The organism is Streptomyces sp. NPDC049887 (assembly GCF_040656535.1).
In the GTDB taxonomy this organism is placed as follows: Bacteria; Actinomycetota; Actinomycetes; order Streptomycetales; family Streptomycetaceae; genus Streptomyces.
In genome coordinates, this window is sequence record NZ_JBFAMM010000031.1 from 39,832 (window position 1) to 65,713 (window position 25,882).

The window sequence follows — 25,882 nt, forward strand, 5'->3', positions numbered from 1 at the left end:
GCCTCCTTGATCACTGAGGATTCCGGGCATGAGCGCACGTTTGCGGGGGGTCGCACGGCAGACCCAGGAGATCGTCGAAGCGGGCCGCTACCGGGCACCGGGCGGCCACATGGTGACGATCGGCGGGGATCTGTCCGCCGCGGTCGAGGGGACACGGATGTTCGGGCCCGAGCCCGTGCCGGTGGTCCCCGACACGGACCGTTTCAGCCTATGCGAGGTCACGGGGGAGAGCAGCCTGGCGGCCGCACGGCGGCTGACCGGCCGGGAGGCCGGTCCGGTCGCGGTCCTGAACTTCGCCTCGGCCCGCAATCCCGGGGGCGGGTACCTCAACGGCGCCCAGGCGCAGGAGGAGGCGCTCTGCCGCGACTCCGCGCTCTACACCACGCTGCTGGCCGTGCCCGGGTTCTACGCCCACCACCGTGAGGTCCGGGACCCGTTCTACTCCGACCGGGTGATCCACTCGCCCGGAGTGCCGGTGTTCCGGGACGAGCGCGGCGGTCTCCTCGACACGCCCTTCACGGTCGGCTTCCTCACCTCGCCGGCGCCCAACGCGGGCGTGATCACCGGTCGCACGCCGGAGCTGGCCGACCGGATACCGGCGGCACTGGCCTCCCGTGCCGAGCGGGTCCTGGAGACCGCCGTGGCGACGGGCTACCGGCGGCTGGTCCTCGGCGCATGGGGCTGCGGGGTCTTCCGCAACGACCCGGCGCTGGTCGCGGGGGCGTTCAGGGCACTGCTCACCGGGGACGGCCGCTTCTCCGGGCACTTCGAGGAGATCGTCTTCGCGGTGCTCGACCGGACGCGGGAGCAGAGGACGCTCACGGCGTTCCAGGAGGCCTTCCCGGCGGGCCCGGCGGCCGATCCGGTCTCCTGAGCCCGGGCCCGTCGTGCGGCCGTCTCGCGGACCGCGCCGGTCCGCGAGACCGGCCGCGCACCGAACGCCACGTCGTGACGGCGGCGACGGTGGTGGTGCGGCGCGACTCGACAGGGGCCCGGGACCGGCTGCCGCCCGGGGGTGCCACCAGGGGGGCCCGGCCGGGGGCGGGCGCCGGCATGCGTGACGGGCCGGGCCTGACTAGCGTCATGGCATGGGCACAGTTCCGCGGCGCTTCGAGATCCTGCTGGTGCCGGAGCACGTCGAGGACCGCGGTGGTGCCGCGGTCGAGGACAGCGCGGTCCGCACCGCCGTGGTCGAGATGACCGGGGAGCTGGGCGCGTCGGGCTATCCGCGCTACGCGGGCCACGGCATCGTCGCGGACGTCGACCCGCGCACCCGCACGGTCGAGGCGCTGCTGGTGGACGGCTCGGAGCTCGACTACGGGCTGACGGCGCTGGTCAGGGACTGGCAGCCCGGCTGAGAGGGCCGCTGCCCCGGCAGGCACGGGCCCCGGGGTGGCGGGCACCGCGGGCCGCGGTCGGGGTACGGGCGACACCAGGGGCCCGGGGGGTCCCGGGGACGGAATGCCCCGGGAGCGCGGGCAGCGCGCCCGGCCCGCGACGTCCGCGGCCGGGCCCGCCCCGCCTGCGTCACTGCTGCGGCGCCTCGTTCTTCTGCGCGTCCTCGATGGACTTGCGCACCTCGTCCATGTCCAGGCCGCGCGCCTGGCCGATCACGTCCTCCAGGACGGGCTCGGGCAGCGCGCCCGGCTGCGCGAAGACCGCGACGTTGTCCCGGACGATCATCAGCGTGGGGATGGAACGGATGTCGAACGCCGCCGCCAGCTCCGGCTGCGCCTCCGTGTCGACCTTCGCGAAGACGAGGTCCTCGTGGCGCTCGGAGGCGCTCTCGTACACCGGAGCGAACTGGCGACACGGACCGCACCAGGAAGCCCAGAAGTCGATCAGAACGAACTCGTTCTCGGAAACGACCTGATCGAAGTTTTCCTTGGTGAGCTCGACAGTGCTCATTACTTGCTACCTCTTCCTGGGGTGTCCGGTCGGCCCCGTCCCTCCGGCGCCCTCGCGGCGCGGATGGACGTCCGCCACAACAGGCACGGAGTACGGCCGTATTCCGCCTGCCCATGTGGCCACGCTCCACACGTGGCACCAGACTGTCCGTATGACGGAAGCCGTGGAGTACGACGTTGTGGTGCTGGGGGCCGGGCCGACGGGTGAGAACGTGGCGGACCGCACACGCGCCGCCGGTCTGAGCACGGCGGTGGTGGAGAGCGAACTGGTCGGCGGCGAGTGCTCGTACTGGGCCTGCATGCCGAGCAAGGCGCTGCTGCGGCCCGTGATCACACGTTCCGACGCGCGCAAGGTGCCCGGTGTGCGCCGGTCGGTGCAGGGCCCGCTCGACACGAAGGCCGTCCTCGCCCATCGCGACGGGATGACCTCGCACTGGAAGGACGACGGCCAGGTCGCCTGGCTGGACGGGATCGGCGCCCGGCTGTACCGCGGCCAGGGGCGGCTGCACGGACCCCGCAGGGTCCTCGTCGAGGGGCCGGAGGGCGAGCACCGGGTGCTGACCGCGCGGCACGCCGTGGCCGTGTGCACGGGAAGCCGGGCGGTCCTGCCGGATCTGCCGGGTCTCACCGGGGCCAGGGTATGGACCAGCCGCGAGGCGACCAGCGCGCACGAGGCGCCGAACCGGCTCGTCGTGGTGGGCGGGGGAGTCGTCGGCACGGAGATGGCCACCGCCTGGCAGGGGCTCGGCTCGCAGGTGACCCTGCTGGTGCGCGGCGGGGGGCTGTTGCCGCGTATGGAACCCTTCGTCGGCGAGCACGTCGCCGAGTCGCTGACCGAGGCCGGGGTGGCCGTGCGGACCGGCGCGCGGGTGGCGGCGGTCAACCGGCCCGACTCCGGCGGTCCGGTCACCGTCGTCCTCGACGACGGGGAGATGATCGAGGCGGACGAGGTGCTGTTCGCCACCGGCCGCGCACCGCGCACCGAGGACATCGGTCTGGAGACGGTGGGCCTGGAGCCCGGCTCCTGGCTCGCGGTGGACGACAGCTGCCGGGTGGACGGCCACGAGTGGCTCTACGGGGTCGGTGACGTCAACCACCGTGCCCTCCTCACCCATCAGGGCAAGTACCAGGCCCGGATCGCGGGAGCGGCGATCGTCGCGCGCGCCCGGCGCACCCCGCTGCTGGAGACGGACCGCTGGGGTGCGCACACGGCGACGGCCGACCACGACGCCGTTCCCCAGGTCGTCTTCACCGACCCCGAGGCGGCCGCGGTCGGCCTGTCGCTGGCGGAGGCCCGGGCCGCCGGGCACCGTGTCCGTGCCGTCGACAAGGACCTCGCCGCCGTCGCCGGCGCGAGCCTGTTCGTCGACAACTACCGCGGCCGCGCCCGTATGGTCGTCGACCTCGACCGGGAGATCCTCCTCGGCGTGACGTTCGTCGGCCCGGGCGTCAGCGAGTTGCTCCACTCGGCCACGATCGCGGTGGCCGGGGAGGTGCCGATCGACCGGCTGTGGCACGCGGTGCCCTCGTACCCGACGATCAGCGAGGTGTGGCTGCGTCTGCTGGAGGAGTACCGGGACGGCGGGGACGGCCAGGGCGGCTGACCGCCGCCCCCGTACCGCCCCGGACGCGGCCGCGGCTCACCGCGCCTCCGGCAGGTCCCCGGACATCGCCGCCGCCATCCGCAGGTGCGGCGCGGCCTCGGCGTGCCTGCCCTGCCGCTCCAGCGTGCGGCCCAGCATCAGGCGGGCGTAGTGCTCGACCGGGTCCCGTTCCAGTACCGCGAGGAGCTCGGTCTCGGCCCTGCCGAGCCGGGCCGAGTGGTAGTAGGCGCGGGCCAGCAGCAGCCGCGGGGCGACCTGTTCCGGCGCCTCGGCGACGAGGCCGTCGAGGATCCGCGCGGCCGTCATGTACTCCTTGGCCTCGAAGAAGAACCGCGCGCGGTCCCACCGCTCCGCCGGGGTCCCGAACTCGTAGTAGGTGTCGCTCACTTCATCTCCCTCTCAGTCGCCCGCGGACCTCTCGACGGACCGCAGCCCCGTCACCCCGCCAAGCCGTCAACCCGAGACGATTGTTGAATATTCCACATCTTTGCGCTGCGGCGCACCGGCACCGCACAGGACTAGGTTGGGCGGCATGAGCAATCTCGATCGTCAGGCTGCGCTCTCCGTATGCGGCGGCAGGGGATTCGTCGTCGCCGATCCGGTGCGTGAACTCCTCACTCCCCGCCGTGTGCCGCTCGGCGAGTCCACCGAGGTCCGCCGGCTGCTGCCCAACCTCGGCCGCCGGATGGTCGGAGCCTGGTGCTTCGTCGACCACTACGGCCCCGACGACATCGCCGACGAGCCCGGGATGCAGGTCCCGCCCCACCCGCACATGGGTCTGCAGACCGTGAGCTGGCTGCACGAGGGAGAGGTGCTGCACCGGGACAGCGTCGGCAGCCTCCGGACGATCCGGCCGAAGGAGCTCGGGCTGATGACCTCGGGGCGGGCGATCAGCCACTCCGAGGAGAGCCCGAAGAGCCATGCCCGCCTCCTCCACGGCGCCCAGTTGTGGGTGGCCCTGCCCGACGCCCACCGCCACGTGGAACCCCACTTCCAGCACCACGCCGAGCTCCCGCACGTCACCGCCCCCGGCCTCACCGCCACGGTCATCCTCGGCGAGCTCGACGGTGCCGTGTCACCGGGCTCGACGTACACACCGATCGTGGGCGCCGACCTCGCCCTCGCCCGTGGCACCGATACCGGCATCCCACTCGAACCGGACTTCGAGTACGCCGTGCTCTCCATGTCCGGCGAGGCCCGGGTCGACGGCGTGCCCCTGCTCCCCGGCTCGATGCTCTACCTCGGCTGCGGCCGCCGTGAACTGCCCCTCCGTGCGGAGTCGGACGCCGGTCTGATGCTCCTCGGCGGCGAGCCGTTCGAGGAGGAACTCATCATGTGGTGGAACTTCATCGGCCGCACGCAGGAGGAGATCGAGGCCGCGCGCGACGACTGGGCGGAGGGCTCCCGCTTCGGCGAGGTCCACGGCTACGCGGGCGATCGGCTCGCCGCTCCCGACCTCCCGCCCGTGCCGCTCAAGCCACGGGGCCGGGTGCGCTGACCTGCGGTACGGTTCCCGGCCCGAGCACCGCTCCGGTGACGAGGGGGAGGGGCCGGGCCGGGCCCGCCCCGTGCCGCCTCCCGGTCGCCGGACCCGCCCCGTGCCGCCTCCCGGTCGCCGGGCGCCACCGCGCCGCGGACCTGCGGGGACCGACGCCGTGGCACCCGTGAGGAGGACGCCGAGCGGCGCTCACCTGCTCGGAATCTGTAGATTTGTTTGCCAGGGCGAGAGGCGCCGCAGACCGGCCGATGTGCCGCGCCCGTGCTCGTCGGCCTCGCAGGCGAGGAAGACATGTCCGATGTGAGCCCGCCGATCACCGCCACGTTCATCGTCTACGTGGTCGCCGTGATCGCAGTAGGTGTCTGGGCGTACACCCGCACCCGCACCTTCGCCGACTTCGCCCTGGGCGGCCGCAGGCTCAGTGCGCCGGTCGCCGCCCTGTCCGCAGGGGCCAGCGACATGTCCGGCTGGCTGTTCCTGGCGCTTCCCGGAGCCGTCTACGCGGCCGGGATCGGGGCCGGCTGGATCGCCGTCGGGCTGGCGATCGGCACCTACCTCAACTGGCTGTTCGTAGCACCGAGGCTGCGCACCTACACCGAGCGCGCCGGCAACGCGGTGAGCCTGTCGGCCTACCTGGAGGAGAGGTTCGAGGACCGCACCCGGATGCTGCGGATGGTCTCCGCGGCGGTCACCGTCGTGTTCTTCACCGTCTACGTCGCGAGTGGCCTGGTGGCCGGCGGGCTGCTTTTCGAGAAGGTCTTCGGCGTCGACTTCGCGCTCGCCGTGTCGCTGACCGCCCTGGTGATCGTGGTCTACTCGTGCCTCGGCGGCTTCCTCGCCGTGAGCACTACACACGTGATGCAGGGGACCCTGATGTTCCTCGCCCTGCTCGTGCTCCCCGTGATCGGTATCGGGGCGCTCGGGGGCTTCGGGGCGCTGGAGAACGCCCTCGGCGAGAAGACGCCGACCCTGCTGGAAGTGGGGGCCGAGGCCGGCTATGCCGACGGCCGGTGGACGGCCGGGGAGCCGCTCGGCGCCGTCGCCGTCATCTCACTGCTCGCCTGGGGCCTCGGCTACTTCGGCCAGCCCCACATCCTGGCCCGCTTCATGGGCATCCGCAGCGCCCTCGCCGTCCCCGCGGCCCGGCGCATCGGCACGGGCTGGGTGCTCGTCGTGCTCGGCGGCGCCGTGCTCGTCGGCCTCGTGGGCATCGGGCAGCTCGATACGCCACTGGACAACCCGGAGACCGTCTACATCGCCCTCACCCAGACGCTGCTCAACCCCTGGATCGCCGGGGTGATGCTGGTCGCCGTACTGGCCGCGATCATGTCGACCGCGGACAGCCAGCTCCTCGTGTCGTCCGTCGCTCTCACGGAGGACTTCTACCGGGCCCTCCTCAACCGGCAGGCCCCGGACAAGGTGCTGGTGTGGGTCGGTCGTGGCGCCGTGGTGGTGGTGACCCTGGTCGCCTGCGTGATCGCCCTCAAGGGCGGCGGAGTGCTGAACATCGTCGCCTATGCCTGGGCCGGCTTCGGAGCGGCCTTCGGTCCGGTCGTCCTCCTCTCGCTGTACTGGCCGCGTATGACGTGGGCGGGGGCCATGGCGGGAATCGTGTCGGGCGCGGCCACGGTGCTCCTCTGGAACAAGATCGGTCCGCTGCTCGGGCCGCTTGATCCGGGCATCTACGAGATGGTCCCGGGCGTACTGGTCGCCACCGCCTCCGCGCTGCTCTTCGGCAGGTTCGTCGGCCGCCCGCCGAAGCGTGCCTTCTGGCGGATGCCGGGGGGCGGGGTGAGCCAGCTGAGGCTCGAGCCGTTCCTCGCGCACGCACCGGTCGGCGTGGCGGTCCTCGACACGGATCTGCGGTACGTCTGGGTGAACGACGTACTGGGGCGGCTGATCCCCGTCGAGCGACGGCTCGGGCGGCAGGTCACGGAGGTGTTGCCCGAGCTGGAGGCGGAGGCGTTCGAGGAGAGGATGCGGACGGTCCTGCGGACCGGGTCTCCGGTGATGGACTACGAGTTCCGCGGGCCCAGCTACGCCGATCCCCACCAGGAGCGTGCGTACTCCGCCTCGTTCTTCGGGATGAAGGACCGCCAGGGCCGGCACGTGGGCGTCTGGTACATGATCATCAACGTCACCGAGCGCTGGCGGGCCCAGGAGCGGCTGGCCCTGCTGAGCGACGCCGGAGCCCGCATCGGCAGCACGCTGGACGTGACCCGAACGGCACAGGAACTGGCCGACGATGCCGTACCGTCCCTCGCCGACTTCGTCGCCGTCGACCTGCTGGACTCGGTCATGAGGGGTGAGGAACCCGCCCCCGGGCCCGTCGACTCCGGCCCCGTCATCCGCCGCGCGGCGCAGAAATCGGTGCGCGAGGGCGCTCCGGAGGCCCGACTGGCCGTGGGGGAGACGGTCCAGCGCACCCCCTCGTCCCCCGTCGCCCGGTGCCTGCTGGAAAGCCGGACCCTGGTGGAACCGATCCTGGACGCCTCCACCAGCCCGTGGGTGGCCATGGACCCGTCACTGGGTGCCGTCATCCGCGAGTACGGGTTCCGCTCGATCATGGTGGTGCCGGTGCGGGCCCGCGGCACCACCCTGGGCGCGGCGACGTTCGTCCGCTCCCGGCGCCTGGGACCCTTCGAGGACGACGACGCACGTCTCGCCGAGGAACTCGTCTCCCGTGCCGCGGTGTGCGTCGACAACGCTCGCCGCTACACCCGCGAGCGCACCGCGGCCCGCTCGATGCAGCGCTATCTGCTTCCGCAGGAGCTGACCGGGGGATCCGCCCTGGAGGTGGCCTCCTGGTACTTCCCGGCACGTGCACCCAGCGGCGTGGGGGGTGACTGGTTCGACGTGATCCCGCTCTCCGGGGCCCGGGTCGCACTGGTCGTCGGGGACGTGGTCGGCCACGGGATCAATTCCGCGGCCACCATGGGGCGGCTGCGGACGGCGGTGCGCACGCTCGCCAACCTGGACCTTCCCCCCGACGAGTTGCTGGCCCACCTGGACGACCTGGTCATCGGCCTCATGGAGGCACCCGGCGGTGACGAGTCGGCGACGAGCGAGAGCGAGAGCGTGGGCGCCGCGCTGATGGGGGCCACCTGCCTGTACGCCGTGTACGACCCGGTCAGCAGACAGTGCGCGCTCGCCCGGGCCGGCCATCTCCCGCCCGTGGTCGTCGGCCCCGACGGCACCCCCGACTTCCTGGACCTGCCCGCCGGTCCGCCGCTCGGCCTGGGATCCCTGCCCTTCGAATCCGTCGAACTGGAGCTGGCCGAGGGCACCCTGATCGGGCTCTACACCGACGGCCTGATCGAGACCCCCGACCAGGACGTCGACGTCGGTCTGTCCCGGCTGGGCAGCGCTCTCGCGGTACCCGGGCCGACGCTGGAGGAGACCGGAGGCAACGCGGTCGACGCCCTGCTGACCGGTCCGCCGTCCGACGACGCCGCGCTGCTCCTCGCCCGGACCCGTGCCCTGGGTTCCGACCAGGTCGCCACCTGGGACCTGCCCTCCGACCCGGCCGCCGTCGCACATGCCCGCGGCCTCGCCGGCCGGCAGCTGTCCGAGTGGGGAATGGACGATCTCGTGTTCACCATCGAGCTGATCGTCAGCGAACTGGTCACCAACGCCATCCGCCACGGGACCGGACCGATCGGTCTGCGTCTGATCCGGGACCGCGCCCTGATCTGCGAGGTCTCCGACGCCAGTAGCACCTCGCCGCGCCTGCGCCACGCCAGGACCACGGACGAGGGAGGGCGGGGCCTGCTGATCGTCGCTCAGCTCGCCCGCCGATGGGGTACGCGCTACACGAAGACCGGCAAGATCATCTGGGCGGAACAGGCGATTCCCGACGAACGGACGAGGTGAGCCCGCGCCCCGCGGGGGGCCGCTCCGGGGCGCGGGAACCGCACCCGGGGTCGCCACCGAACCTCCTCGGCCCCTTGCTTCCCACGGCCCGCGGATCGCTGCGCGCGGTACGTCAGCGAGCACCGGCCGCCGGGCGGGACGGCGCGCCGGGACGGGGGTACACCCTGGACTGCTTCACGCTCCCGAACGCGAAGCTGGACTCGATCGACGCGATCCCGGGGATGGCGTGGATCTGCGTGCGCACCAGGATCTCGTACGCCTCGAGGCTTTCGATGACGACTCTGAGCAGGTAGTCGCTGCTGCCCGCCATCAGGTAGCAGTCCTGGATGTGCTCGATGAGCCCGATGTGCCGCTCGAACACGTTGACCGCCTCGGCGGTGTGACGTTCCAGACGGACCCGCACGAAGACGGTGATCGGGAGGCCGAAGGCGACCTGGTCCACCATGGCGGTGTAGCCGCTGATCAGTCCCGATTCCTCGAGGCGGCGGACCCGGCGCAGACAGGGCGAGGGTGACAGTCGTACCCGGTCCGCGAGGTCCTGGTTGGACAGGCGCCCGTCGGCCTGCAACTCGTGAAGGATCTTGAGATCGACGGCATCCATGGGCTCTCCTTGGCAGATTCTGCCTCAAAGCTATGCTGGAAGGGCACAACTGGCAATCGTATGCCCCGCTCACTGATCTAACGTTGCCGTCGTCTTCACGGGTGCACGGTGCAGCCCGGCAGGTCCATGGGTGGGAGGAATGTTCGGTGGTCGCGACGGACACGGCGCCGGCGCCCGCGGAGGTCGGGAGCCCGGCACCCACGCCGGCCGCCCCGGGGAACGCAGGACTCTCTCCGCAGACGGCGGGCATGCTGGCACTGCTGCTGACGGTGACGATCTGGGCCGCGTTCGCACTGAGCGCCCGCGCCCTCGGTGCCTCCACCCTGCTGCCCGCCGACGCGGCCGTGCTGCGGTTCGGCGTGCCCCTCGTCGTCCTCGCCCCCGCTCTGTGGCGGCGTCGACGGCGGCTGGTCGCTGTGCGCCCGGGCCCCGCCGCCAAGATCATCTGCGGGGCGGGGGTGCCGTTCTTCCTCGCGGCGATGTACGGGGGCTCGCTGACGTCGGCGGCCTTCGTCGGAGCCATCGTCCCCGGGATGGTCCCGTTGTTCGTCTCCGCCCTCCTCGTCGCGAGCGGTCGCGGGGCTCCGCGGGGAACGCAGACGGCCGGTCTGGTCCTGATCGTCGCCGGAGTCATCGCGCTGGTCTTCCGCCACACCGTGGTCGTGGACACGGATGTCCTGCTGGGTGCGGGCACCCTGCTCGTCGCCAGCGGCCTGTGGGCGCTGTACACGGTGGGGCTGCGCGAAGTGGACCTCGACCCGGTCGGTTCGATAGGGCTGCTGTGCCTTCCGTCGTTCGCCGTCATCTCGGCCCTGGTCCTGACCGGCATCCTGCCCACCAACCTCGCCCGGGCGGCAGGCGGCGACCTCGTGCTGTTCCTCGTCGTTCAGGGGCTGGGCGTCGGCCTCTGTGCCGGCCTGCTGTACGCGTTCGCGATCCGGCGGCTGGGACCGCAGCGCAGCTCGGTCGTCGGCAGCCTCAGCCCGGTCGTCGTCGTCCTGCTCGCCGTCCCTCTCCTGGACGAGTCGCCGACCCTGCCCGTCGTGGTCGGCGTGCCCCTCATCACCGTCGGCGTCGTTCTCGCCAATCGTCAGTCCCGAAGCAAGGTTTCCGCAGATGCTTGAACTTCTTTCCGCCCCGGCCGCCGATCCGCTGTGGGATCTCGCCGCCGAGTTCGAGGCCGACACGCGCCCGGAGCGCCTGAACCTCGTGCTCGGTGTGTATCGGGACCACACGGGAACGACGCCCGTCATGTCGGCGGTCAGGGAGGCCGAGATGCGCCTGGCGGAACGTTCCGCCTCCAAGGAGTACCGCGGACTCTCGGGCAACACCGCCTTCAACCGCGCCATGCTGTCCGTGGTGCTCGGCGCCGAAGCCCCGATCACACGGGCCACGGCCGTCCAGACGGTGGCGGGTACCGGGGCACTGCGCCTGCTGGCCGACCTGGTACGCCAGACCCGGCCGGGTGCGACGGTGTGGATCGGCGAGCCCGCCTACGTCAACCACCGGCCCATCCTCCAGGCGGCCGGACTGAAGGTGCGGACCTACGGCCGGATCGAACCCGGAGGACTCCCCGACACGGCGCGCATGCTCGACGACCTGCGCGGCGCGGGACGCGACGACGTGGTCCTCCTCCAGGGCTGCTGCCACAACCCCACAGGGGTCGACCCCTCCCTGGACACCTGGGAGGCGCTGGCCGGGCTCGCCGAGACCAACGGCTGGGTCCCCTTCATCGACCTGGCCTACCACGGACTCGGCGACGGCCTCGAGGCCGACCTGCGACCCACCCGGATGCTGGCGGAGCGCCTCCCGGAGATGCTGATCGCCGTCAGCTGTTCCAAGAACTTCGGCCTCTACAGCGACCGCACCGGCTGCGCGATCGTCCTCGGCTCGTCGGGCCCGGCGCTGCGGCGCGTGGAAACGGCACTGCAGAACGCCGCGCGCACCCTGTACTCCATGCCTCCGGAGCACGGAGCCGCCGTCGTCACCACCATCCTCGAGGACGAGGGGCTGCGGGCCGCGTGGCGGGCCGAACTCGACACCATGCGCGACCGGATCACCGCCAACCGGTCGGACCTGGTCGCCCACCTCGGCGCGCTGGGCTGCGGCACCCTGGCGAATTCGCTCGCGCGGCAGAAGGGCATGTTCTCGATGCTGCCGCTCGTGCCGGACGACATGCGCCGGCTGCGCAGGCGGTTCGCCGTCTACGGCACGGCCTCGGGGCGCATCAACATCGCCGGGGTATCGGCGCACCGGATCCCCTACCTGGCGCAGGGCATCGCCTCGGTGTACGCAACCGCGGACACGTCAGGCGTGGCACCTGCCGCCCCTTCGGCGCGATGACAGAGCGGGCCGCCCACCCGTTCCGTCACGGCTGCGGACCCGGGCCGGGGCGTCGAGACGCTGCTCGACCACCGGCTCTGGTCGCGTCGGCATTGGGGACGGCGAGAGCCAGCAGCGCCACGTCGTCGTCCATCGCGCCCGTGCGCCGTCGCAGGTCCCCCCACACCGCATCGACCACGGCACGCGGTGAGGCGTCCGGGCCCTCCGCGAGCAGAGCCGTGAGCCGGTCGTCCAGCGGGTAGAAGGTGCCGGAGGAGTCCCGCGCCTCCGTGACACCGTCGGTGTACGCGAGGATCACGTCGCCGGGCCGGAGCGGCACCGTCGCGGGGGTGGCCGCGGGCAGCCCCGGCAGCCCGGTGCCGAGCGGCGGTCCCGGCTCGCAGCGCATCTCCAGGACCGTGCGGCCGCGCAGCAGCAGGGCCGGGGGATGGCCCTGACTGAGGATGCGCACGTGTGAGCCGTCTGCCGGGAACTCCATCAGCAACGCGGTGGCGAACAGTTCGCTGCCGGCCCCGGCCACGGCATCGAGCGTCAGCCGCCGCTCCAGCCGCGCCGCCACCCCCTGGAGGTCCGGCTGGTCGAGGACGGCTTCGCGGAAGGCTCCCAGCAGGGCAGCGACGGTGCCGACGGCGGCGAGCCCGTGTCCCTGGACGTCGGCGACCAGGGCCCGTACCCCGTAGGGCCCCGGCCTTACGTCGTAGAGGTCCCCGCCGACCAGGGCACCCCGCTGTGCGGCCCGGTAGAGGGCGGCGCAGCGCAGCTCGCCCACCCGGTCGGCAACCGGGGTGAGGACGGCGAGCTGGGCGGCCTCGGCGACCGAACCTGCCACCTTCAGGCGGCCGCGGAAGTGCTGCCGCACCCCGGCGATCACCACGCTCAGCGCAGCGATCACGGCGACGGCCCCGAACTCCTCGGCGACCAGGCTGCCGGCTCCGACGCGCGGCAGCAGCATGATGCCGAGCACGGCGACGCCGGTGATCGCGGTACCCAGTGCTCCGTACGCCAGGGCCGCGAGCGGTGCCACGGCCGCGTAGTAGGCGCCCAGCTCCACATCGTTGGGCGTGACTCCCTGGGCCAGGACCAGTGCGGCCAGCAGGGCGACGGGCAGCGAACGCAGCCACAGCGGTGGTGTTGCGGTCCACAGGGTGTCGGCACCCGCGTCGTCGGCACCGCCGGTTCGCCTCCGTGCTGTGGTGCCCATGAGAGCACCGTAACGGACCGGGCGCCGGGTGCAGGGCAGCCGGGATCTCGTGCCCCGCGGCGAGCCGCGGGGCTGCGGTACGGGCGACCCGGGGACCCGGAGAGCCAGGGGCGGGCGCTGCCGCACCGGGTGCCGCCTGGCAGTTCGCCCACGCCGCGGAGACGGGGCACGGAACGACGCCGATGCGCACGGTCACTGTTGCCGGCGTGCCCGGCTCCACCGGGGGCGCGTGCCGTCCTCACGCTCAGCAGCCCGGCGCCGGGGGCGGGCCCCCCGCTGCAGGGTGTCGACGCCGGTGCCGGGTGCGGCCGGAACCGCCTCGTTGCCGTGTCCCTCGAACCTGCCGACCGGCCTCGAACCGGTGAGGCCCGTTCCGCGGATCACGACGACCTTCAGGGGACGAACCGCGCGCCCGCACCGGTCGGTGTTCGCTGTACCGTCCTCGCCCGGACTTCGGAGCGTCAGGGCACGAGGCTTTCGAGGGGCACATCGGGATCGGCAAGACGGGCGTCGTCGATCCCGGCGCCGGAACCGATCAGGGAGCGGATCGGATCGGTGACGTCCCAGACAGACCGCGCGACGGCGCATCCCGAGACAGCCCGACCGTTCAGTCATTGGGAGGCCCACGGCCATTGGGAGGCCCACGGCGGTGCGAGCTGTCGGACCGGGACCCACCGCCTCGGGGCCGGCACCGCGGGACATGCGGCACCGCGGGGATCGGTGAGGGGTCAGCGATCCAGCGACGCGGCGTAGGGCGCCAGCTTGTCCGGGTTCAGCACCCACATGATCCGCTCGATGCCCTCCGCCGACACGTCGACGGACAGGAGCGCGAAGGCCCGGCCGGCGGACGAGACGAGAACGGCCGGGCGGCCGTTGGCCTCGACCCACCGGACGTCCGCCCCGGGCCAGAACCGCGGCCCGAAGGCGACGACGAACTTGGAGACGTGCGGACGTCCGACCACCGGGATCCGCGATGCCTGACGCACCCCTCCACCGTCGGAGTAGCTGACCACGTCCGCGGCGAGGACGTCCTCGAGGGTCCTCAGGTCCCCCGTCTGCGCGGCGGTCAGGAACACCTCCAGTAGGTGCCGGTGATCGGCGGGGCTGACGGGCGCCCTGCGCTCGGCGGCCAGGTGCTTGCGTGCGCGGCTCACCAGCTGGCGGGCGTTGGCCTCGCTCGTCTCCAGGACCTCCGCCACCTGCCTGTACGGGTAGTCGAACGCCTCCCTGAGGACGTAGGCGGCCCGCTCCACCGGGTTCAGCCTTTCCAGCAGGAAGAGCACCGCCATCTCCACCGCCTCGGCCCGCTCCGCCCCGATGTGCGGGTCCTGGCTCGTGTCGATGGGTTCGGGAAGCCACGGTCCGACGTACGACTCCCGCCGCACCCGGGCGGACCGGGCCGCGTTGATGGCCAGGCGCGTGGTGATGGTGGCGAGGAAGGCGGCCGGCTCGACCACGGCCGAGCGGTCGGTGTTCTGCCAGCGCAGCCACGCGTCCTGGACGACGTCCTCGGCCTCCGCGGCACTTCCGAGCACGCGGTAGGCGATGCCGAGGAGTTGCGGGCGTGCGGCGACGAAGTCCTTCGCTGCCTGGTCAAGGGGGCCGGCGTCATCCCCAGCGAGCATGGTCGTCCCTTTCGGACCCGTGGCCACCATGCTACAAGCCGGCACGGCGGCCTGCTTTGCGGCGGTGGTGCTCGGCACCCATCGCACGTGGGGAAGCCGTCACCCGCCGCTGCGGGCGTCCCACCGGCGCCGGCACACCGCGGGTCGCCCCGCTCCTCCGCGCCGCGGTGCTCGCGCGCACGCCGGTGGCCGTCTCCTCCCCATGGGCACGGGTGCGCGCCGCACCCGGTCATCGCCCGGAGGACGCGCCCCGCGAACCGGTGGCAGAGGAGGTGACCAAGGCCGCGGGGGAGTCCGTCCGAGGCGGCCGTCGCACCGAGCCGCAGCCGACGTCGTCGGGTCGCGGAGGGAGCGGCCCGGCACCTGTGGCGGCCCGGAACTGACGCAACGCCACATCCGGCTGTGTCGGACGGGTTCGGGCCCACCGATCCTGCGGGTACGCGCGGGCCGTCTCCGCCGGCGCGTCCTTCGGGCGTCCCACGTGGAGGACACGGGCGCCCTCCTCCGCCGGGCGGGGGGCCGGTCGTACTGCCCGAACCCGAACCCGCACTCGCGCCCTACCCGTGCCCGAACCCGAACCCGTGCCCGAACCCGAACCCGCACTCGCGCCCTACCCGTGCCCGCACCCGCACCCGCACCCGCACCCGTGGCGACGGCGAACCTGCCCGAGAGGCGGGTGCGGTGGAGCCGGACACGGCTCCGGTTCGATGTCCCTTCGCGGGGCCCCGGCGGAACAGGCCGGTGCCGTGGTCCGTCTCCCCGCCGGAAGGCCGGGGCGGCACGGAGACGGACGGTCGTTCCCGCGGTGCCGGGGGTCCTCGGTCAGCCGAACTGACCGGGCTGGTAGCTGCCCGCGGGCTGCCGGTTGATCACATTGATGCGGTTGTAGGCGTTGATGACGGCGATGAGCGACATCAGGGCGACGAGCTGGTCCTCGTCGTAGTGCTCGGCCGCGTCGGCCCAGGCCTCGTCGGTGACACCGCCGGCCGAGTCGGCGATCCGGGTGCCCTGCTCCGCCAGCTCCAGGGCCGCTCGCTCCGCGTCCGTGAAGACCGTGGCCTCCCGCCAGGCGGCGATCAGGTTGAGGCGCAGCGGGGACTCACCGGCGACGGCGGCGTCCTTGGTGTGCATGTCGGTGCAGAAGCCGCAGCCGTTGATCTGGCTGGCGCGGATCTTCACCAGCTCCTGGGTGGCGACCGGAAGTCCCGAGTCCGAGACGGCCCTGCCCGTCGAGTTGAGGTGCCGAAGCACCTTGCCCGCGAGGGCGTTGCCGAAGTAGTCGAGACGCGCTTCCATGGTCTTTCTCCTGGGCCGAGTGGCAGTTTCATACTCCTGACCGGACAGCTCGGCGAGACGTGACAGCCGCACGAGTGTGACCTGTGTCTCACTGTTCGGTCGGCCGGTCGGCCGGTCGCCGGGTCGGCCGAGGAGCCGGAACCGGGCGGGTGTGCTCGTTCGCTCGGCCGGTGGGATCCCCCCGGCGACCCCCGGCGTACCCTGCCGGACCGATCGGAGCCGGGCCCATCAGAACCGGGCCGATCAGAATCGGAGAAGCATCCGGCGGCGGCCTGCGGCTAGCGTGACGGCCATGGACATCGCCCTTCAGGCGACCTGCCTTCCGCAGGAGGACGCGGAGGCGGCGCCGCGGCCGCCCGGGAGCCGGCCGGGCGGGCGTACGGCGTGCGCGACCACGCCGTACGCGACCACGCCGTCCGCGAACCCGCAGGCGGTGCCGTCCGCGTCCCGCGCCCCACGGATGGAGAGAAGATGAGCAAGGTCACGAGGACCGATCCACAGTCGCCCGAGCCGCACCCGGCCGACAGCCACGACCTGATCCGTGTGCACGGAGCGCGCGAGAACAACCTCAAGGACGTCAGCATCGAGATCCCGAAACGCAGGCTGACGGTGTTCACGGGCGTTTCCGGGTCGGGCAAGAGCTCCCTGGTGTTCGACACGATCGCCGCCGAGTCGCAGCGGATGATCAACGAGACGTACAGCGCCTTCGTCCAGGGCTTCATGCCGACCGCGGCCCGCCCCGAGGTCGACGTCCTCGACGGTCTGACCACCGCGATCACCGTCGACCAGCAGCGGATGGGCGGCGACCCCCGCTCCACCGTGGGCACCGCCACCGACGCCAACGCGATGCTGCGCATCCTCTTCAGCCGGCTCGGGCAGCCGCACATCGGCCCGCCGAGCGCCTACTCGTTCAACGTCGCCTCGGTTCGGGCGAGCGGTGCGATCACCGTCGAGCGCGGCGCCAGGACCAAGGCCGAGAAGGCCACCTACGAGCGCACCGGCGGCATGTGCAACCGCTGCGAGGGGCGCGGCACGGTCTCCGACATCGACCTCACGCAGCTCTACGACGATTCCAAGTCGATCGCCGATGGCGCGTTCACCATCCCCGGCTGGAAGTCCGACAACGTCTGGACCGTCGGGATCTACGCGGAGTCGGGATTCCTCGACCCGCACAAGCCGATCCGCGAGTTCACCGAGAAGGAGATGCGCGACTTCCTTCACCGCGAGCCGACGAAGGTGAAGGTGAACGGGATCAACCTCACCTACGAAGGGCTGATCCCCAAGATCCAGAAGTCGTTCCTGTCCAAGGACAAGGAGGCGATGCAACCGCACATCAGGGCGTTCGTGGAGCGGGCGGTCACCTTCACCACCTGCCCCGAGTGCGACGGCACCCGGCTCGGTGAGGGGGCCAGGTCGTCGAAGATCAACAAGATCAGCATCGCCGACGCCTGCGCGATGGAGATCCGCGACCTCGCGGAGTGGGTCCGCGGACTCGACGAACCGTCGGTCGCGCCGCTGCTCACCGCGCTCCAGGGCACCCTCGACTCGTTCACCGAGATCGGCCTCGGGTACCTCTCGCTCGACCGTCCCGCGGGCACGCTGTCCGGCGGCGAGGCACAGCGCGTCAAGATGATCCGCCACCTCGGTTCCTCGCTCACCGACGTCACCTACGTCTTCGACGAGCCGACCATCGGCCTCCACCCGCACGACATCCGGCGGATGAACGATCTGCTGCTGCGACTGCGGGACAAGGGCAACACGGTCCTCGTCGTCGAGCACAAGCCGGAGGCGATCGCGATCGCCGACCATGTCGTGGACCTCGGGCCGGGCGCGGGCACGGAGGGCGGCACCGTCTGCTTCGAGGGCACCGTCGAGGGGCTGCGGGCCAGCGACACCGTCACCGGACGCCACCTCGACGACCGGGCCACCCTCAAGGAGGCAGTGCGCACGCCCACGGGCGCGTTGCGGATCCGCGGCGCGAGGGCCAACAACCTGCAGGGCGTCGACGTCGACGTCCCGCTCGGGGTGCTCACCGTCGTCACCGGTGTCGCCGGTTCCGGCAAGAGCTCGCTGCTCCACGGGTCCCTGCCGCGGCAAGCGGGGGCCGAGGGCGTGGTGTCGGTCGACCAGAGCCCGATCCGCGGCTCCCGCCGCAGCAACCCGGCGACGTACACCGGGCTGCTCGACCCGATCCGCAAGGCGTTCGCCAAGGCCAACGGCGTGAAGCCGGCGCTGTTCAGCGCCAACTCCGAGGGGGCCTGCCCCACCTGCAACGGCGCCGGCGTGATCTACACCGACCTGGCGATGATGGCCGGTGTGGCCACCACCTGCGAGGACTGCGAGGGGAAGCGCTTCCAGCCCTCGGTGCTGGGGTACCACCTCGGCGGCCGCGACATCAGCGAGGTGCTCGCGATGTCGGTGACCGAGGCCGAGGAGTTCTTCGGCGCGGGCGAGGCGCGCACGCCGGCCGCGCACAAGATCCTCGAGCGGCTTGCCGACGTCGGGCTGGGCTATCTCAGCCTCGGCCAGCCGCTCACCACGCTGTCCGGTGGCGAGCGGCAGCGGCTCAAGCTGGCCACCCACATGGCGGACAAGGGTGGCGTCTACGTCCTGGACGAGCCGACGACCGGCCTGCACCTCGCCGACGTCGAGCAGTTGCTCGGGCTGCTCGACCGACTCGTCGACTCCGGAAAATCGGTCGTCGTCATCGAGCACCACCAGGCGGTCATGGCGCACGCCGACTGGATCATCGACCTCGGTCCCGGTGCCGGTCACGACGGCGGCCGGGTCGTCTTCGAGGGCACTCCGGCCGACCTTGTCGCCGCCCGATCCACCCTCACCGGTGAGCACCTCGCGGAATACGTCGGAGCCTGACTCCGGCACCCGGCCGGGGCGGCGCCGAGCACGTCGTCCGACGCCCGACCGGGGCTCCGGTACGGGGTGGCGCGGCACGTCGGGAGACCTCGCGGGCGACGCGGTGCCGCGGGGTCTCCCGACGCCGCCCTCGCGGCCGCCGCGGTGATCACGTTCACGTCGACGGGGGCGGGACACCCGCGGGGGCGAATGCGACGATGCGGTGTGAACCCGCGGACGTGCGAACCCGGTTCGGTGTGTGCGGGCAGGTCCGGTGAGGTGCGGACTGGCCGTGCGTCCGCCACGGACATGCGGTGGAGCTTCGAGGTGCGGAGTTGGTCGGGGTGAGTCAGGAGCGGAACCTGTGGTTGCGGCGCTTCCACTCGGTGGAGCACGGCGAAGGGCCCGCGGAGGACCCGGCGTCGGAGTTGATCTGCTTCCCGCACGCCGGCGGCTCCGCCGCCTACTGGCGAGGGCTCGCCGTGGAACTCGCCCCGCTGGTGGACGTCCTGGCGGTGCAGTACCCGGGGCGGCTCGACCGTCTCCACGAGGCACCCGTCGAGGATCTCCATCGGCTCGCGGACCTGGTCGTCGCGGAGCTGGGGCCGCCGGGCGACCGCCCGCGGGCGCTGCTCGGGCACAGCATGGGTGCCTCGCTCGCGTACGAGGTGGCCGTCCGGCTGACGCGCGTGCCCGGAGGCCGGCCGGATCTGCTCGTGCTGTCGTGCCGTCGCGCGCCGGACGCCGCCCGGAGGCGACCCCAGGACTGGCCGCGGGACGACGCCGAACTGATCGCCCGGGTGAGGACGCTGGGCGGCACGGATTCCGCGCTTCTCGACGACCCCGAACTGCTCGACGTGATCCTCCCCGCGCTGCGCGGGGACTACCGGGCGCTCGCCTCGTACGAGCCGACCCCCGGCCGGACCCTGTCCTGTCCGGTCGTGGCCCTGACGGGGGACCGGGATGCCGAGGTGCCCGTGGAGGATCTCCGCGGCTGGCGGGGATGCACCTCGGGCGACTTCCGCACACGCGTGTTCGAGGGCGGGCACTTCTTCCTGAACGACCACGTGGGGGAGGTGGCCGAGCTCATCCGCGGCATGCTCCCGGCGTCCGCGGGGTGAGCGTGGCGACCCGCCGCCGGTGCCGTCGCGCCCATCGGGGAAGGACGCGGGGCGTGCGGAGGCAGGGGCCCCGTGCCCGTCGGGTCGGCGTTCAGGAGGGCTCGGCCGGAGGATCTCGCCGTATGGTCCTCCGGCCGGCCGATGAGCCTCCGTCCCTGCGGATGCGACCCCCTACCGGCGGGTGCGGACGAGCAGATGCAGGAAGTACGGTGTGCCGACCACCGCCGTCATCAGGCCGGCGCCGAGCTGCGCCGGGGCGATCACTGTACGGCCCAGCACGTCGGCGACGCACACCAGTGACGCCCCGAGGAGCATCGCCACGGGAACCACCCGCACATGCCGGCGGCCCACCAGGGTCCGCGCCGCGTGCGGGGCCACGAGCCCCACGAAGCCGATCGTGCCGGCGGCGGCCACGGCGGTGGCCGTGAGCAGGACGCTCAGGACGAGGAAGCCCAGACGCCCGCGCGCCAGATCGAGCCCCAGGAGCCTCGGCGTGTCCTCGTCCAGCGACACCAGGTCGAGTTCGGTGCGCCGCACGACCGCGACGAGTGCGCCCACCACCAGCACGGCCGCGAGCGGGACCACGTCGACCGGGTTCCGCCCGTACGTGGAACCCGACAGCCAGGTCAGCGCCTTCGTCGCGTTGAACGGGTCGGTAAGCACGATGAGCAGGCTGATCAGCGCGGCGCTCCCGGTGGCGACACCGAAGCCGACGAGGACGAGCCGGTTCTGCTGGAAACCGCCCCGCGCGGCGAGCCCGAAGACGACGACGGAACCGGCCGCCGCGCCCGCGAACGCCGCCCCGGCCACGCCCCACGACCCGGCCGTCGTCACCGTCGTCACGAGCAGCACGGCACCCAGCGCGGCGCCGCCGGACACGCCCAGGATGGCGGGTTCCGCGAGGGGGTTGCGGGTCACGGCCTGGACGAGCGTCCCGGCCAGGGCGAGCGCAGCGCCCGCACACAGCGCGGCGAGTACCCGCGGCACGCGGGTGTCCAGGACGAACCCGACCGTACGACCGGCCCTGCCCTGGGCCCAGTTCAGCACGTCGCCGAGCAACAGCTTGCTGTCGCCCAGCAGCACCCCGGCGATCGTCACGCCGACGAGCACCGCCACCAACACGGCCGTCGTGGACACGAACACGGTCCGGCTGCGGATGCGCAGCCGGTCGGCGGCCGCGGCGCGCGCGCCGTCCTTGACCCGGGCGGCCATCACGACCAGGAACAGGGCTCCGACGAGGCTGGTGGCCACGCCCGTCGGCACGGCGACCGCCACATCGGCGGGCACCACGGCGCGCAGGAGCACGTCCGAGCCGAGGACGAGCACGGCACCGGCCAGCCCTGCGACGGGAATGCCGCCACGCGACCGGGAGTACCCGCGGAACCTGCGCGCCAGGGGCCGGACGAGAGCCGGGGCGCACAGGCCCACGAAGCCGATCGGCCCGGCGAGCGTGACGGCCGCCGCGGAGAGCAGCGACGCGAGCACGACCACCGTGACACGGGTGGCGCGGACGGGGACACCGAGACCGCGCGCGGCGTCCTCGCCGAGTGCCAGTGCGTCGAGCCGGCGGGCGACGAGCAGCAGTCCGACGAGGCCGACGACGGCGAGCGGCACCATCTGCAGCACGCCGTCGAAGCCGTTCTGGGAGATGCTGCCCTGGTTCCAGCGGTAGAGCCCCTCGGTCTGCTGCGGGAACAGCAGCAGCAGGGCCTCGGTGACGGCGGTCAGCCCGAGCATGAGGGCACTGCCGGCGAGCACGAGCCGTACGGTGCCGGTGCCCAGGCCCGACAGGCCGAGCACGACGGCTGCCGCCACGAGACCGCCTGCGAAGGCCACGCCCGAGGAGGCGAGGAGCGGCAGCGAGAAGCCGGTGACGGCGGCCAGGCCGAGCGCCAGGTAGGAACCGGCGTTCACGGCGAGGGTGTCGGGCGAGGCGAGCACATTGCGGCTGACCGCCTGCAGTGCGGCGCCGGCCATGCCGAGCACGGCCCCGACGAGCAGCCCCGCGGTCATCCGGGGCAGCCGGGAGGCGATGACGACGGACGAGTCGTCCGGCTCGGCGCGTCCGGTGAGCGCCTTCCAGACCTCGGGCGCGCCGACGGCGGCAGTCCCCTGGGTGATGTCGACGACCGCGAGGGCCGCGAGGAGGAGGAGCAGTGCGGCCGTCACCGCGGCCGCGCCCGTCCGGGACGGGGCCGCCGGCGGACGGGTGGCGGGTGGGGAAGCGGTGACGGCCATGGGTGCTACTTCGTCAGCGCCCGGACCGCGGCGTCGACGTACTTGCCCATCGACTCGGGGCCGCCGAACATCCAGATGCCGTCGGGCAGCCGGTGGACGTTGCCCTTCTTCACGAACGGCAGCGACGTCCACACCTTGTCCTTGGCGAGGACACCGGTGAAGGGCGTGCTGGCCCTGTCGCCTTCGCTTCCGATGTAGGCGAACTGCACGTCGCCGAGCTTGGTGAGGCCCTCGACGTCGGTCGCGGCGAGCCCGTAGGCCGGATCGCCCTTGACCGTCCAGGCGTTCTTCAGACCGAGCTCCTCGTTGACGGCGCCGATGAGCGAGCCGCTGGTGTAGGGCCGGATCGAGACCTGGTTGGAGACGACGTAGCCGTCGGCGAAGGCGTACTTCGTGCCGGCGAGACCGGCGTCGGCGAGGGCCTTCCTGCCCTCGGCGAGCTTGGCGCCGAAGTCCTTCTTGAGCTTCTCGGCCTGCTCGGTGGTGCCGGTGGCCTTCGCGATGAGGTCGAGGTTCCCGGTCATCCGGCCGACCGGGTCGGCCGCGTCGGCGGCACGGACCTCCAGGACCGGCGCGACCTTGCGCAGCTGCTTCACGGCGGCCGGCGGCAGGTCGTTCGTCGCGACGATCAGGTCGGGCGCAAGGGTCGCGATCGTGTCCATGCTCGGCTCGCCGCGGGTGCCGATGTCCTTCGGCTCGTTCTTCAACGGGACCGCGGTGTCCCAGGTCTTGTAGCCCTTGACGTCGGCCACGCCGACGGGGTCGACGCCCAGCGACACCAGGCTCTCGACCACGTTCCACTCGGTGCCCACGACCTTCTTGGCGGGCCCGTCGAGCTTCACCTTCGCGCCGGTCGAGTCGGTGAGGGTGATCGGCTCGGCGGTCTGCTTCGCGTCGTCGGCGGCGGGCTCGGTGGTCCCGCAGGCGGTCAGGGCGAGGGCCGCCGCGGTCGTGACCGCGGCGGTGAGGAGGAGGCGTCTCATGAGGTGGTACTGAGCCTTTCGGTTCGCGAGTGGTGCCGGCCGATGGCGCGGGTACGCAGCCGGCCGGTCAGGGGGTCGGTGTCGACCTCGATGCGGATGCCGTAGGTGTCGGTCAGCCGCCGGGCGGTGAGGACGTCCTCGGGGAGTCCGTCGGCGATGATCCGGCCCTCGTGGAGCAGCACGATCCGGTCGGCCACGGCCGCGGCCTGGTCGAGGTCGTGCAGGACAGTGCCGACGGCGATCCCGTGCTCGTCCGCGAGGTCGCGGACGAGGTCGAGGAGTTCGACCTGGTAGCGCAGGTCGAGATAGGTGGTCGGTTCGTCGAGGAGCACCACGCCGGTCTCCTGGGCGAGGCAGCAGGCGAGCCATACACGCTGCAGCTGGCCGCCGGAGAGGTGCTCCGCCCCCCGGTCGGCGAGCTCCGCGACGCCGGTCATGGCGAGCGCGCGGTCCACCGCGGCCCGTCCGCCCGGGTCCGCCTTGCCCCAGCGGCTCCGGTACGGGTATCGCCCGAAGTCGACGACGTCCCGCACGGTGAGCCCGCTGGGCGTGGGGCGCCCCTGTGTCAGCAGGGCGACACGGCGCGAGAACTGGCGAGGTGTCATGGCCAGCCCGTCCGTGCCGGAGTCGATGACGATGGCCGCGGTCCTGGGGCGTTGCAGCCGTGCCAGGGTGCGCAGCAGCGTGGACTTCCCGCTGCCGTTGGGACCCACCAGGACGGTCACCTCGCCGGGCCGAAGCGTCAGGGACGCGTCGTGCACGACGTCGACACGGTCGTAGGCCACGGTGACACCGGTGGCCGCCAGCTCATGACCGCGGGGACCGGGGGCCGCGGAGTTCTCTTCACCGACTCTCACGGCGCAAAGGTTAGCCTAACCTTAGTGTTGCCGGGAGGGGTGGGGTGGACGGTGCAAGGAGAAAACCGGCCATGTTCCACCAGGCGCGTGACTCGATGTCGGCCGGGGCCGCGGACGCTGCCGACGCCCGGCCGATCCACCGGCGCTCGCCACCACTGCCGGCCTGCCGTGAGCCCACCCCGTCGGCAGGCCCCGACCCCTCCGGCGCTTTGTCACATCGCCGTGCTCCGGCCGCTCGTACGGCCACGGCGGCCGGAGCGACGGCGACGCGCGCTCACGGCCGGCAGATCACGTACACCACCGCGTTCACGTTGCTTCCGACGCCACCTCCGACCTGGGACTGGTGGCCCGTGGGAGGGGTGCCGACCGGGCGGTCCGTTCCCTGGAACGCGACCGGCGCGCCCGACGTCGAGTTGACGTTGTAGGCGCCGCCGCCGGTGGCGTACGTACCCGCGGGGCACATGGCCGTGTTGAGGGCGGTGGAGCTCTGCGGGCCCGCGAGAGTGCGCGTCACCGTCACACTCTGCGCTCCCGTGTTGCCGGCGCCCTGAGGACCCTGCGCACCGGTGTTGCCCTGGAACCCCTGGGTTCCCTGGGGTCCCTGGGCCCCGATGGTGCCCTGGGGCCCCGTGGAACCCGTTGCGCCGGTCGAGCCCTGGGTGCCCTGCGCACCCTGTGCGCCGGCCGCGCCCTGGGCGCCGATGGTGCCCTGCGGGCCGGTGGACCCCGGGGCGCCTGCGGAGCCCTGGGTGCCCTGTGGACCGGTGTTGCCCTGGAACCCCTGGGAGCCCTGCGTTCCCGTCGCGCCCTGCGGGCCGGTGGAACCCTGGGCACCGGTCGAGCCCTGGGGGCCCGCCGAACCCGCGGTTCCCTGGGCGCCCTGTGCGCCGGTGGTGCCCTGGGCACCACTGAGCCCCTGGGGGCCGGCGGCACCCTGCACACCGGCAGAACCCTGGACGCCCTGGGTTCCCTCGGCGCCCTGTGCACCCGTGGTGCCCTGGAGCCCCTGAGGGCCGACAGCGCCCTGGACGCCTTGTGCCCCGGTGGCGCCGGTGTCGCCCTGGGCGCCTGCCGTGCCCTGCGGGCCCGTCGTTCCCTGGGCGCCCTCGACGCCCTGAACTCCCTGTGTCCCGGCGGCGCCTGTCACGCCCTGGGCGCCTGCCGTGCCCTGCGGGCCCGTCGTTCCCTGGGCGCCCTCGACGCCCTGGACGCCTTGTGCCCCGGTGGCGCCGGTGTCGCCCTGGGCGCCTGCCGTGCCCTGCGGGCCTGTGGAACCCTGGGTGCCGTCCGATCCCTGCGTGCCCTGCACACCCTGGGCGCCGGTGTCGCCCTGGACCCCGGTCGTGCCCTGCGTGCCCGCCGCACCCTGAGGCCCCGGGGTCCCCTGGACGCCCTGTGCCCCCGTGGCGCCGGTGTCGCCCTGGACCCCGGCCGTACCCTGTGCGCCCGCCGCTCCCTGGGCGCCGTCCGATCCCTGCGCACCCTGCGGCCCGGTCGCTCCCTGGAAGCCCTGGACGCCAGCCGTGCCCGCCGCTCCCTGGGCCCCGTCCGATCCCTGCGGCCCGGCCGCGCCCTGCGGCCCCTCCGAACCTTGCGCACCCACGGCCCCTTGAGCCCCTTCGGCGCCTTGTACGCCTGTTGAGCCTTGTGTTCCTTGGGTGCCTTGGGTGCCGGGGGTGCCTTGTGCTCCGTCGGATCCTTGGGGGCCGGTGGTGCCTTGGGTGCCTGTTGCTCCTTGGGATCCCTGTGTTCCTTGGGTGCCTGCGGGGCCTTGTGTTCCGTCGGTGCCTTGTGCTCCTTCGGGGCCTTGTACGCCTGTTGAGCCTTGTGTTCCTTGGGTGCCTTGGGTGCCGGGGGTGCCTTGTGCTCCGTCGGATCCTTG

The 25,882-nt window shown here is 72.7% G+C and carries 19 protein-coding genes and 1 pseudogene; 9 read left to right on the forward strand and 11 right to left on the reverse strand.

Going from position 1 to position 25,882, the window contains the following annotated elements:
• Positions 1-28: 28 nt before the first annotated feature.
• Positions 29-874, forward strand: a complete 846-nt coding sequence (locus AB0J10_RS28890) for a TIGR02452 family protein (protein ID WP_363065538.1) — start codon at positions 29-31, stop codon at positions 872-874.
• Positions 875-1,088: 214 nt separating this feature from the next.
• Entirely contained in the window at positions 1,089-1,358 is a 270-nt protein-coding gene (locus tag AB0J10_RS28895; protein ID WP_363065540.1) for a hypothetical protein, read from the forward strand.
• Positions 1,359-1,527: 169 nt separating this feature from the next.
• On the opposite strand, the gene trxA is transcribed toward AB0J10_RS28895, so the two are convergent.
• Entirely contained in the window at positions 1,528-1,908 is a 381-nt protein-coding gene (gene trxA, locus AB0J10_RS28900; protein ID WP_363065542.1) for a thioredoxin, read from the reverse strand.
• Between the two features lie 151 nt (positions 1,909-2,059).
• Here trxA and AB0J10_RS28905 point away from each other — a divergent pair, with 151 nt between their 5' ends.
• Positions 2,060-3,511, forward strand: a complete 1,452-nt coding sequence (locus tag AB0J10_RS28905) for an NAD(P)/FAD-dependent oxidoreductase (RefSeq protein WP_363065544.1) — start codon at positions 2,060-2,062, stop codon at positions 3,509-3,511.
• Between the two features lie 36 nt (positions 3,512-3,547).
• Here AB0J10_RS28905 and AB0J10_RS28910 read toward each other — a convergent pair whose 3' ends face one another.
• Positions 3,548-3,898 (reverse strand): tetratricopeptide repeat protein, encoded by a 351-nt coding sequence (locus AB0J10_RS28910; RefSeq protein ID WP_363065546.1) that lies wholly within the window; start codon positions 3,896-3,898, stop codon positions 3,548-3,550.
• Between the two features lie 145 nt (positions 3,899-4,043).
• Here AB0J10_RS28910 and AB0J10_RS28915 point away from each other — a divergent pair, with 145 nt between their 5' ends.
• Both AB0J10_RS28915 and putP read left to right on the forward strand, forming a co-directional pair.
• On the forward strand, positions 4,044-5,009 hold the full coding sequence (locus tag AB0J10_RS28915) for a pirin family protein (protein ID WP_363065548.1): 966 nt from the start codon (positions 4,044-4,046) through the stop codon (positions 5,007-5,009).
• Positions 5,010-5,300: 291 nt separating this feature from the next.
• On the forward strand, positions 5,301-8,882 hold the full coding sequence (gene putP / locus AB0J10_RS28920) for a sodium/proline symporter PutP (protein ID WP_363065550.1): 3,582 nt from the start codon (positions 5,301-5,303) through the stop codon (positions 8,880-8,882).
• Positions 8,883-8,994: 112 nt separating this feature from the next.
• Here the strand turns inward: putP and AB0J10_RS28925 are convergent, their stop codons facing one another.
• Positions 8,995-9,483, reverse strand: coding sequence for an Lrp/AsnC family transcriptional regulator (locus AB0J10_RS28925; RefSeq protein ID WP_363065552.1), 489 nt, complete (start codon positions 9,481-9,483; stop codon positions 8,995-8,997).
• A gap of 248 nt (positions 9,484-9,731) precedes the next feature.
• On the opposite strand from AB0J10_RS28925, the gene AB0J10_RS28930 reads away from it, so the two are divergent.
• Together AB0J10_RS28930 and AB0J10_RS28935 are read left to right on the forward strand one after the other, a co-directional pair.
• Positions 9,732-10,607 carry a DMT family transporter gene (locus tag AB0J10_RS28930; protein WP_363065554.1) on the forward strand — a complete coding sequence of 292 codons (876 nt, stop codon included), beginning with the start codon at positions 9,732-9,734 and terminating at the stop codon, positions 10,605-10,607.
• Positions 10,600-11,826 carry an aromatic amino acid transaminase gene (locus AB0J10_RS28935; RefSeq protein ID WP_363065556.1) on the forward strand — a complete coding sequence of 409 codons (1,227 nt, stop codon included), beginning with the start codon at positions 10,600-10,602 and terminating at the stop codon, positions 11,824-11,826. The genes AB0J10_RS28930 and AB0J10_RS28935 overlap by 8 nt, the downstream gene beginning before the upstream one ends.
• Positions 11,827-11,851: 25 nt before the next feature.
• On the opposite strand, the gene AB0J10_RS28940 is transcribed toward AB0J10_RS28935, so the two are convergent.
• From AB0J10_RS28940 to AB0J10_RS28955, 4 genes and pseudogenes are all read right to left on the reverse strand, one after another.
• Positions 11,852-13,027 carry a PP2C family protein-serine/threonine phosphatase gene (locus tag AB0J10_RS28940; protein ID WP_363065558.1) on the reverse strand — a complete coding sequence of 392 codons (1,176 nt, stop codon included), beginning with the start codon at positions 13,025-13,027 and terminating at the stop codon, positions 11,852-11,854.
• 461 nt (positions 13,028-13,488) lie between these two features.
• Positions 13,489-13,632, reverse strand: a pseudogene (locus AB0J10_RS28945) (NAD(P)/FAD-dependent oxidoreductase); the annotation flags it as partial.
• A gap of 123 nt (positions 13,633-13,755) precedes the next feature.
• Positions 13,756-14,652, reverse strand: coding sequence for an RNA polymerase sigma-70 factor (locus tag AB0J10_RS28950; protein ID WP_363065560.1), 897 nt, complete (start codon positions 14,650-14,652; stop codon positions 13,756-13,758).
• A gap of 822 nt (positions 14,653-15,474) precedes the next feature.
• Positions 15,475-15,948, reverse strand: a complete 474-nt coding sequence (locus AB0J10_RS28955) for a carboxymuconolactone decarboxylase family protein (protein WP_363065562.1) — start codon at positions 15,946-15,948, stop codon at positions 15,475-15,477.
• A gap of 471 nt (positions 15,949-16,419) precedes the next feature.
• On the opposite strand from AB0J10_RS28955, the gene AB0J10_RS28960 reads away from it, so the two are divergent.
• Both AB0J10_RS28960 and AB0J10_RS28965 read left to right on the forward strand, forming a co-directional pair.
• Entirely contained in the window at positions 16,420-18,822 is a 2,403-nt protein-coding gene (locus tag AB0J10_RS28960) for an excinuclease ABC subunit UvrA (RefSeq protein WP_363065564.1), read from the forward strand.
• A gap of 323 nt (positions 18,823-19,145) precedes the next feature.
• Entirely contained in the window at positions 19,146-19,922 is a 777-nt protein-coding gene (locus tag AB0J10_RS28965; protein WP_363065566.1) for an alpha/beta fold hydrolase, read from the forward strand.
• Between the two features lie 171 nt (positions 19,923-20,093).
• On the opposite strand, the gene AB0J10_RS28970 is transcribed toward AB0J10_RS28965, so the two are convergent.
• The 4 genes from AB0J10_RS28970 to AB0J10_RS28985 all read right to left on the reverse strand — a co-directional run bounded on the left by AB0J10_RS28970 (position 20,094) and on the right by AB0J10_RS28985 (position 25,603).
• Positions 20,094-22,160, reverse strand: coding sequence for an iron ABC transporter permease (locus AB0J10_RS28970; RefSeq protein ID WP_363065568.1), 2,067 nt, complete (start codon positions 22,158-22,160; stop codon positions 20,094-20,096).
• 5 nt (positions 22,161-22,165) lie between these two features.
• A complete protein-coding gene (locus AB0J10_RS28975; RefSeq protein WP_363065570.1) occupies positions 22,166-23,143 on the reverse strand; it encodes an iron-siderophore ABC transporter substrate-binding protein in 978 nt (325 codons plus the stop codon).
• Positions 23,140-24,000, reverse strand: coding sequence for an ABC transporter ATP-binding protein (locus AB0J10_RS28980; RefSeq protein ID WP_363065572.1), 861 nt, complete (start codon positions 23,998-24,000; stop codon positions 23,140-23,142). The genes AB0J10_RS28975 and AB0J10_RS28980 overlap by 4 nt, the downstream gene beginning before the upstream one ends.
• Positions 24,001-24,274: 274 nt before the next feature.
• The gene (locus tag AB0J10_RS28985; RefSeq protein ID WP_363065574.1) at positions 24,275-25,603 is read right to left on the reverse strand and encodes a collagen-like protein; all 1,329 of its coding nucleotides are present in this window, start codon (positions 25,601-25,603) and stop codon (positions 24,275-24,277) included.
• Between the last annotated feature and the right edge of the window lie 279 nt (positions 25,604-25,882).

Excerpts from the sequence above, each read along its gene's own strand:
- AB0J10_RS28890 (WP_363065538.1), top strand. The coding sequence starts at position 29 with ATGAGCGCACGTTTGCGGGGGGTCGCACGGCAGACCCAGGAGATCGTC.
- AB0J10_RS28895 (WP_363065540.1), top strand. The coding sequence starts at position 1,089 with ATGGGCACAGTTCCGCGGCGCTTCGAGATCCTGCTGGTGCCGGAGCAC.
- trxA (WP_363065542.1), bottom strand. The coding sequence starts at position 1,908 with ATGAGCACTGTCGAGCTCACCAAGGAAAACTTCGATCAGGTCGTTTCC.
- AB0J10_RS28905 (WP_363065544.1), top strand. The coding sequence starts at position 2,060 with ATGACGGAAGCCGTGGAGTACGACGTTGTGGTGCTGGGGGCCGGGCCG.
- AB0J10_RS28915 (WP_363065548.1), top strand. The coding sequence starts at position 4,044 with ATGAGCAATCTCGATCGTCAGGCTGCGCTCTCCGTATGCGGCGGCAGG.
- putP (WP_363065550.1), top strand. The coding sequence starts at position 5,301 with ATGTCCGATGTGAGCCCGCCGATCACCGCCACGTTCATCGTCTACGTG.
- AB0J10_RS28925 (WP_363065552.1), bottom strand. The coding sequence starts at position 9,483 with ATGGATGCCGTCGATCTCAAGATCCTTCACGAGTTGCAGGCCGACGGG.
- AB0J10_RS28930 (WP_363065554.1), top strand. The coding sequence starts at position 9,732 with ATGCTGGCACTGCTGCTGACGGTGACGATCTGGGCCGCGTTCGCACTG.
- AB0J10_RS28935 (WP_363065556.1), top strand. The coding sequence starts at position 10,600 with ATGCTTGAACTTCTTTCCGCCCCGGCCGCCGATCCGCTGTGGGATCTC.
- AB0J10_RS28940 (WP_363065558.1), bottom strand. The coding sequence starts at position 13,027 with ATGGGCACCACAGCACGGAGGCGAACCGGCGGTGCCGACGACGCGGGT.
- AB0J10_RS28950 (WP_363065560.1), bottom strand. The coding sequence starts at position 14,652 with ATGCTCGCTGGGGATGACGCCGGCCCCCTTGACCAGGCAGCGAAGGAC.
- AB0J10_RS28955 (WP_363065562.1), bottom strand. The coding sequence starts at position 15,948 with ATGGAAGCGCGTCTCGACTACTTCGGCAACGCCCTCGCGGGCAAGGTG.
- AB0J10_RS28960 (WP_363065564.1), top strand. The coding sequence starts at position 16,420 with ATGAGCAAGGTCACGAGGACCGATCCACAGTCGCCCGAGCCGCACCCG.
- AB0J10_RS28970 (WP_363065568.1), bottom strand. The coding sequence starts at position 22,160 with ATGGCCGTCACCGCTTCCCCACCCGCCACCCGTCCGCCGGCGGCCCCG.
- AB0J10_RS28975 (WP_363065570.1), bottom strand. The coding sequence starts at position 23,143 with ATGAGACGCCTCCTCCTCACCGCCGCGGTCACGACCGCGGCGGCCCTC.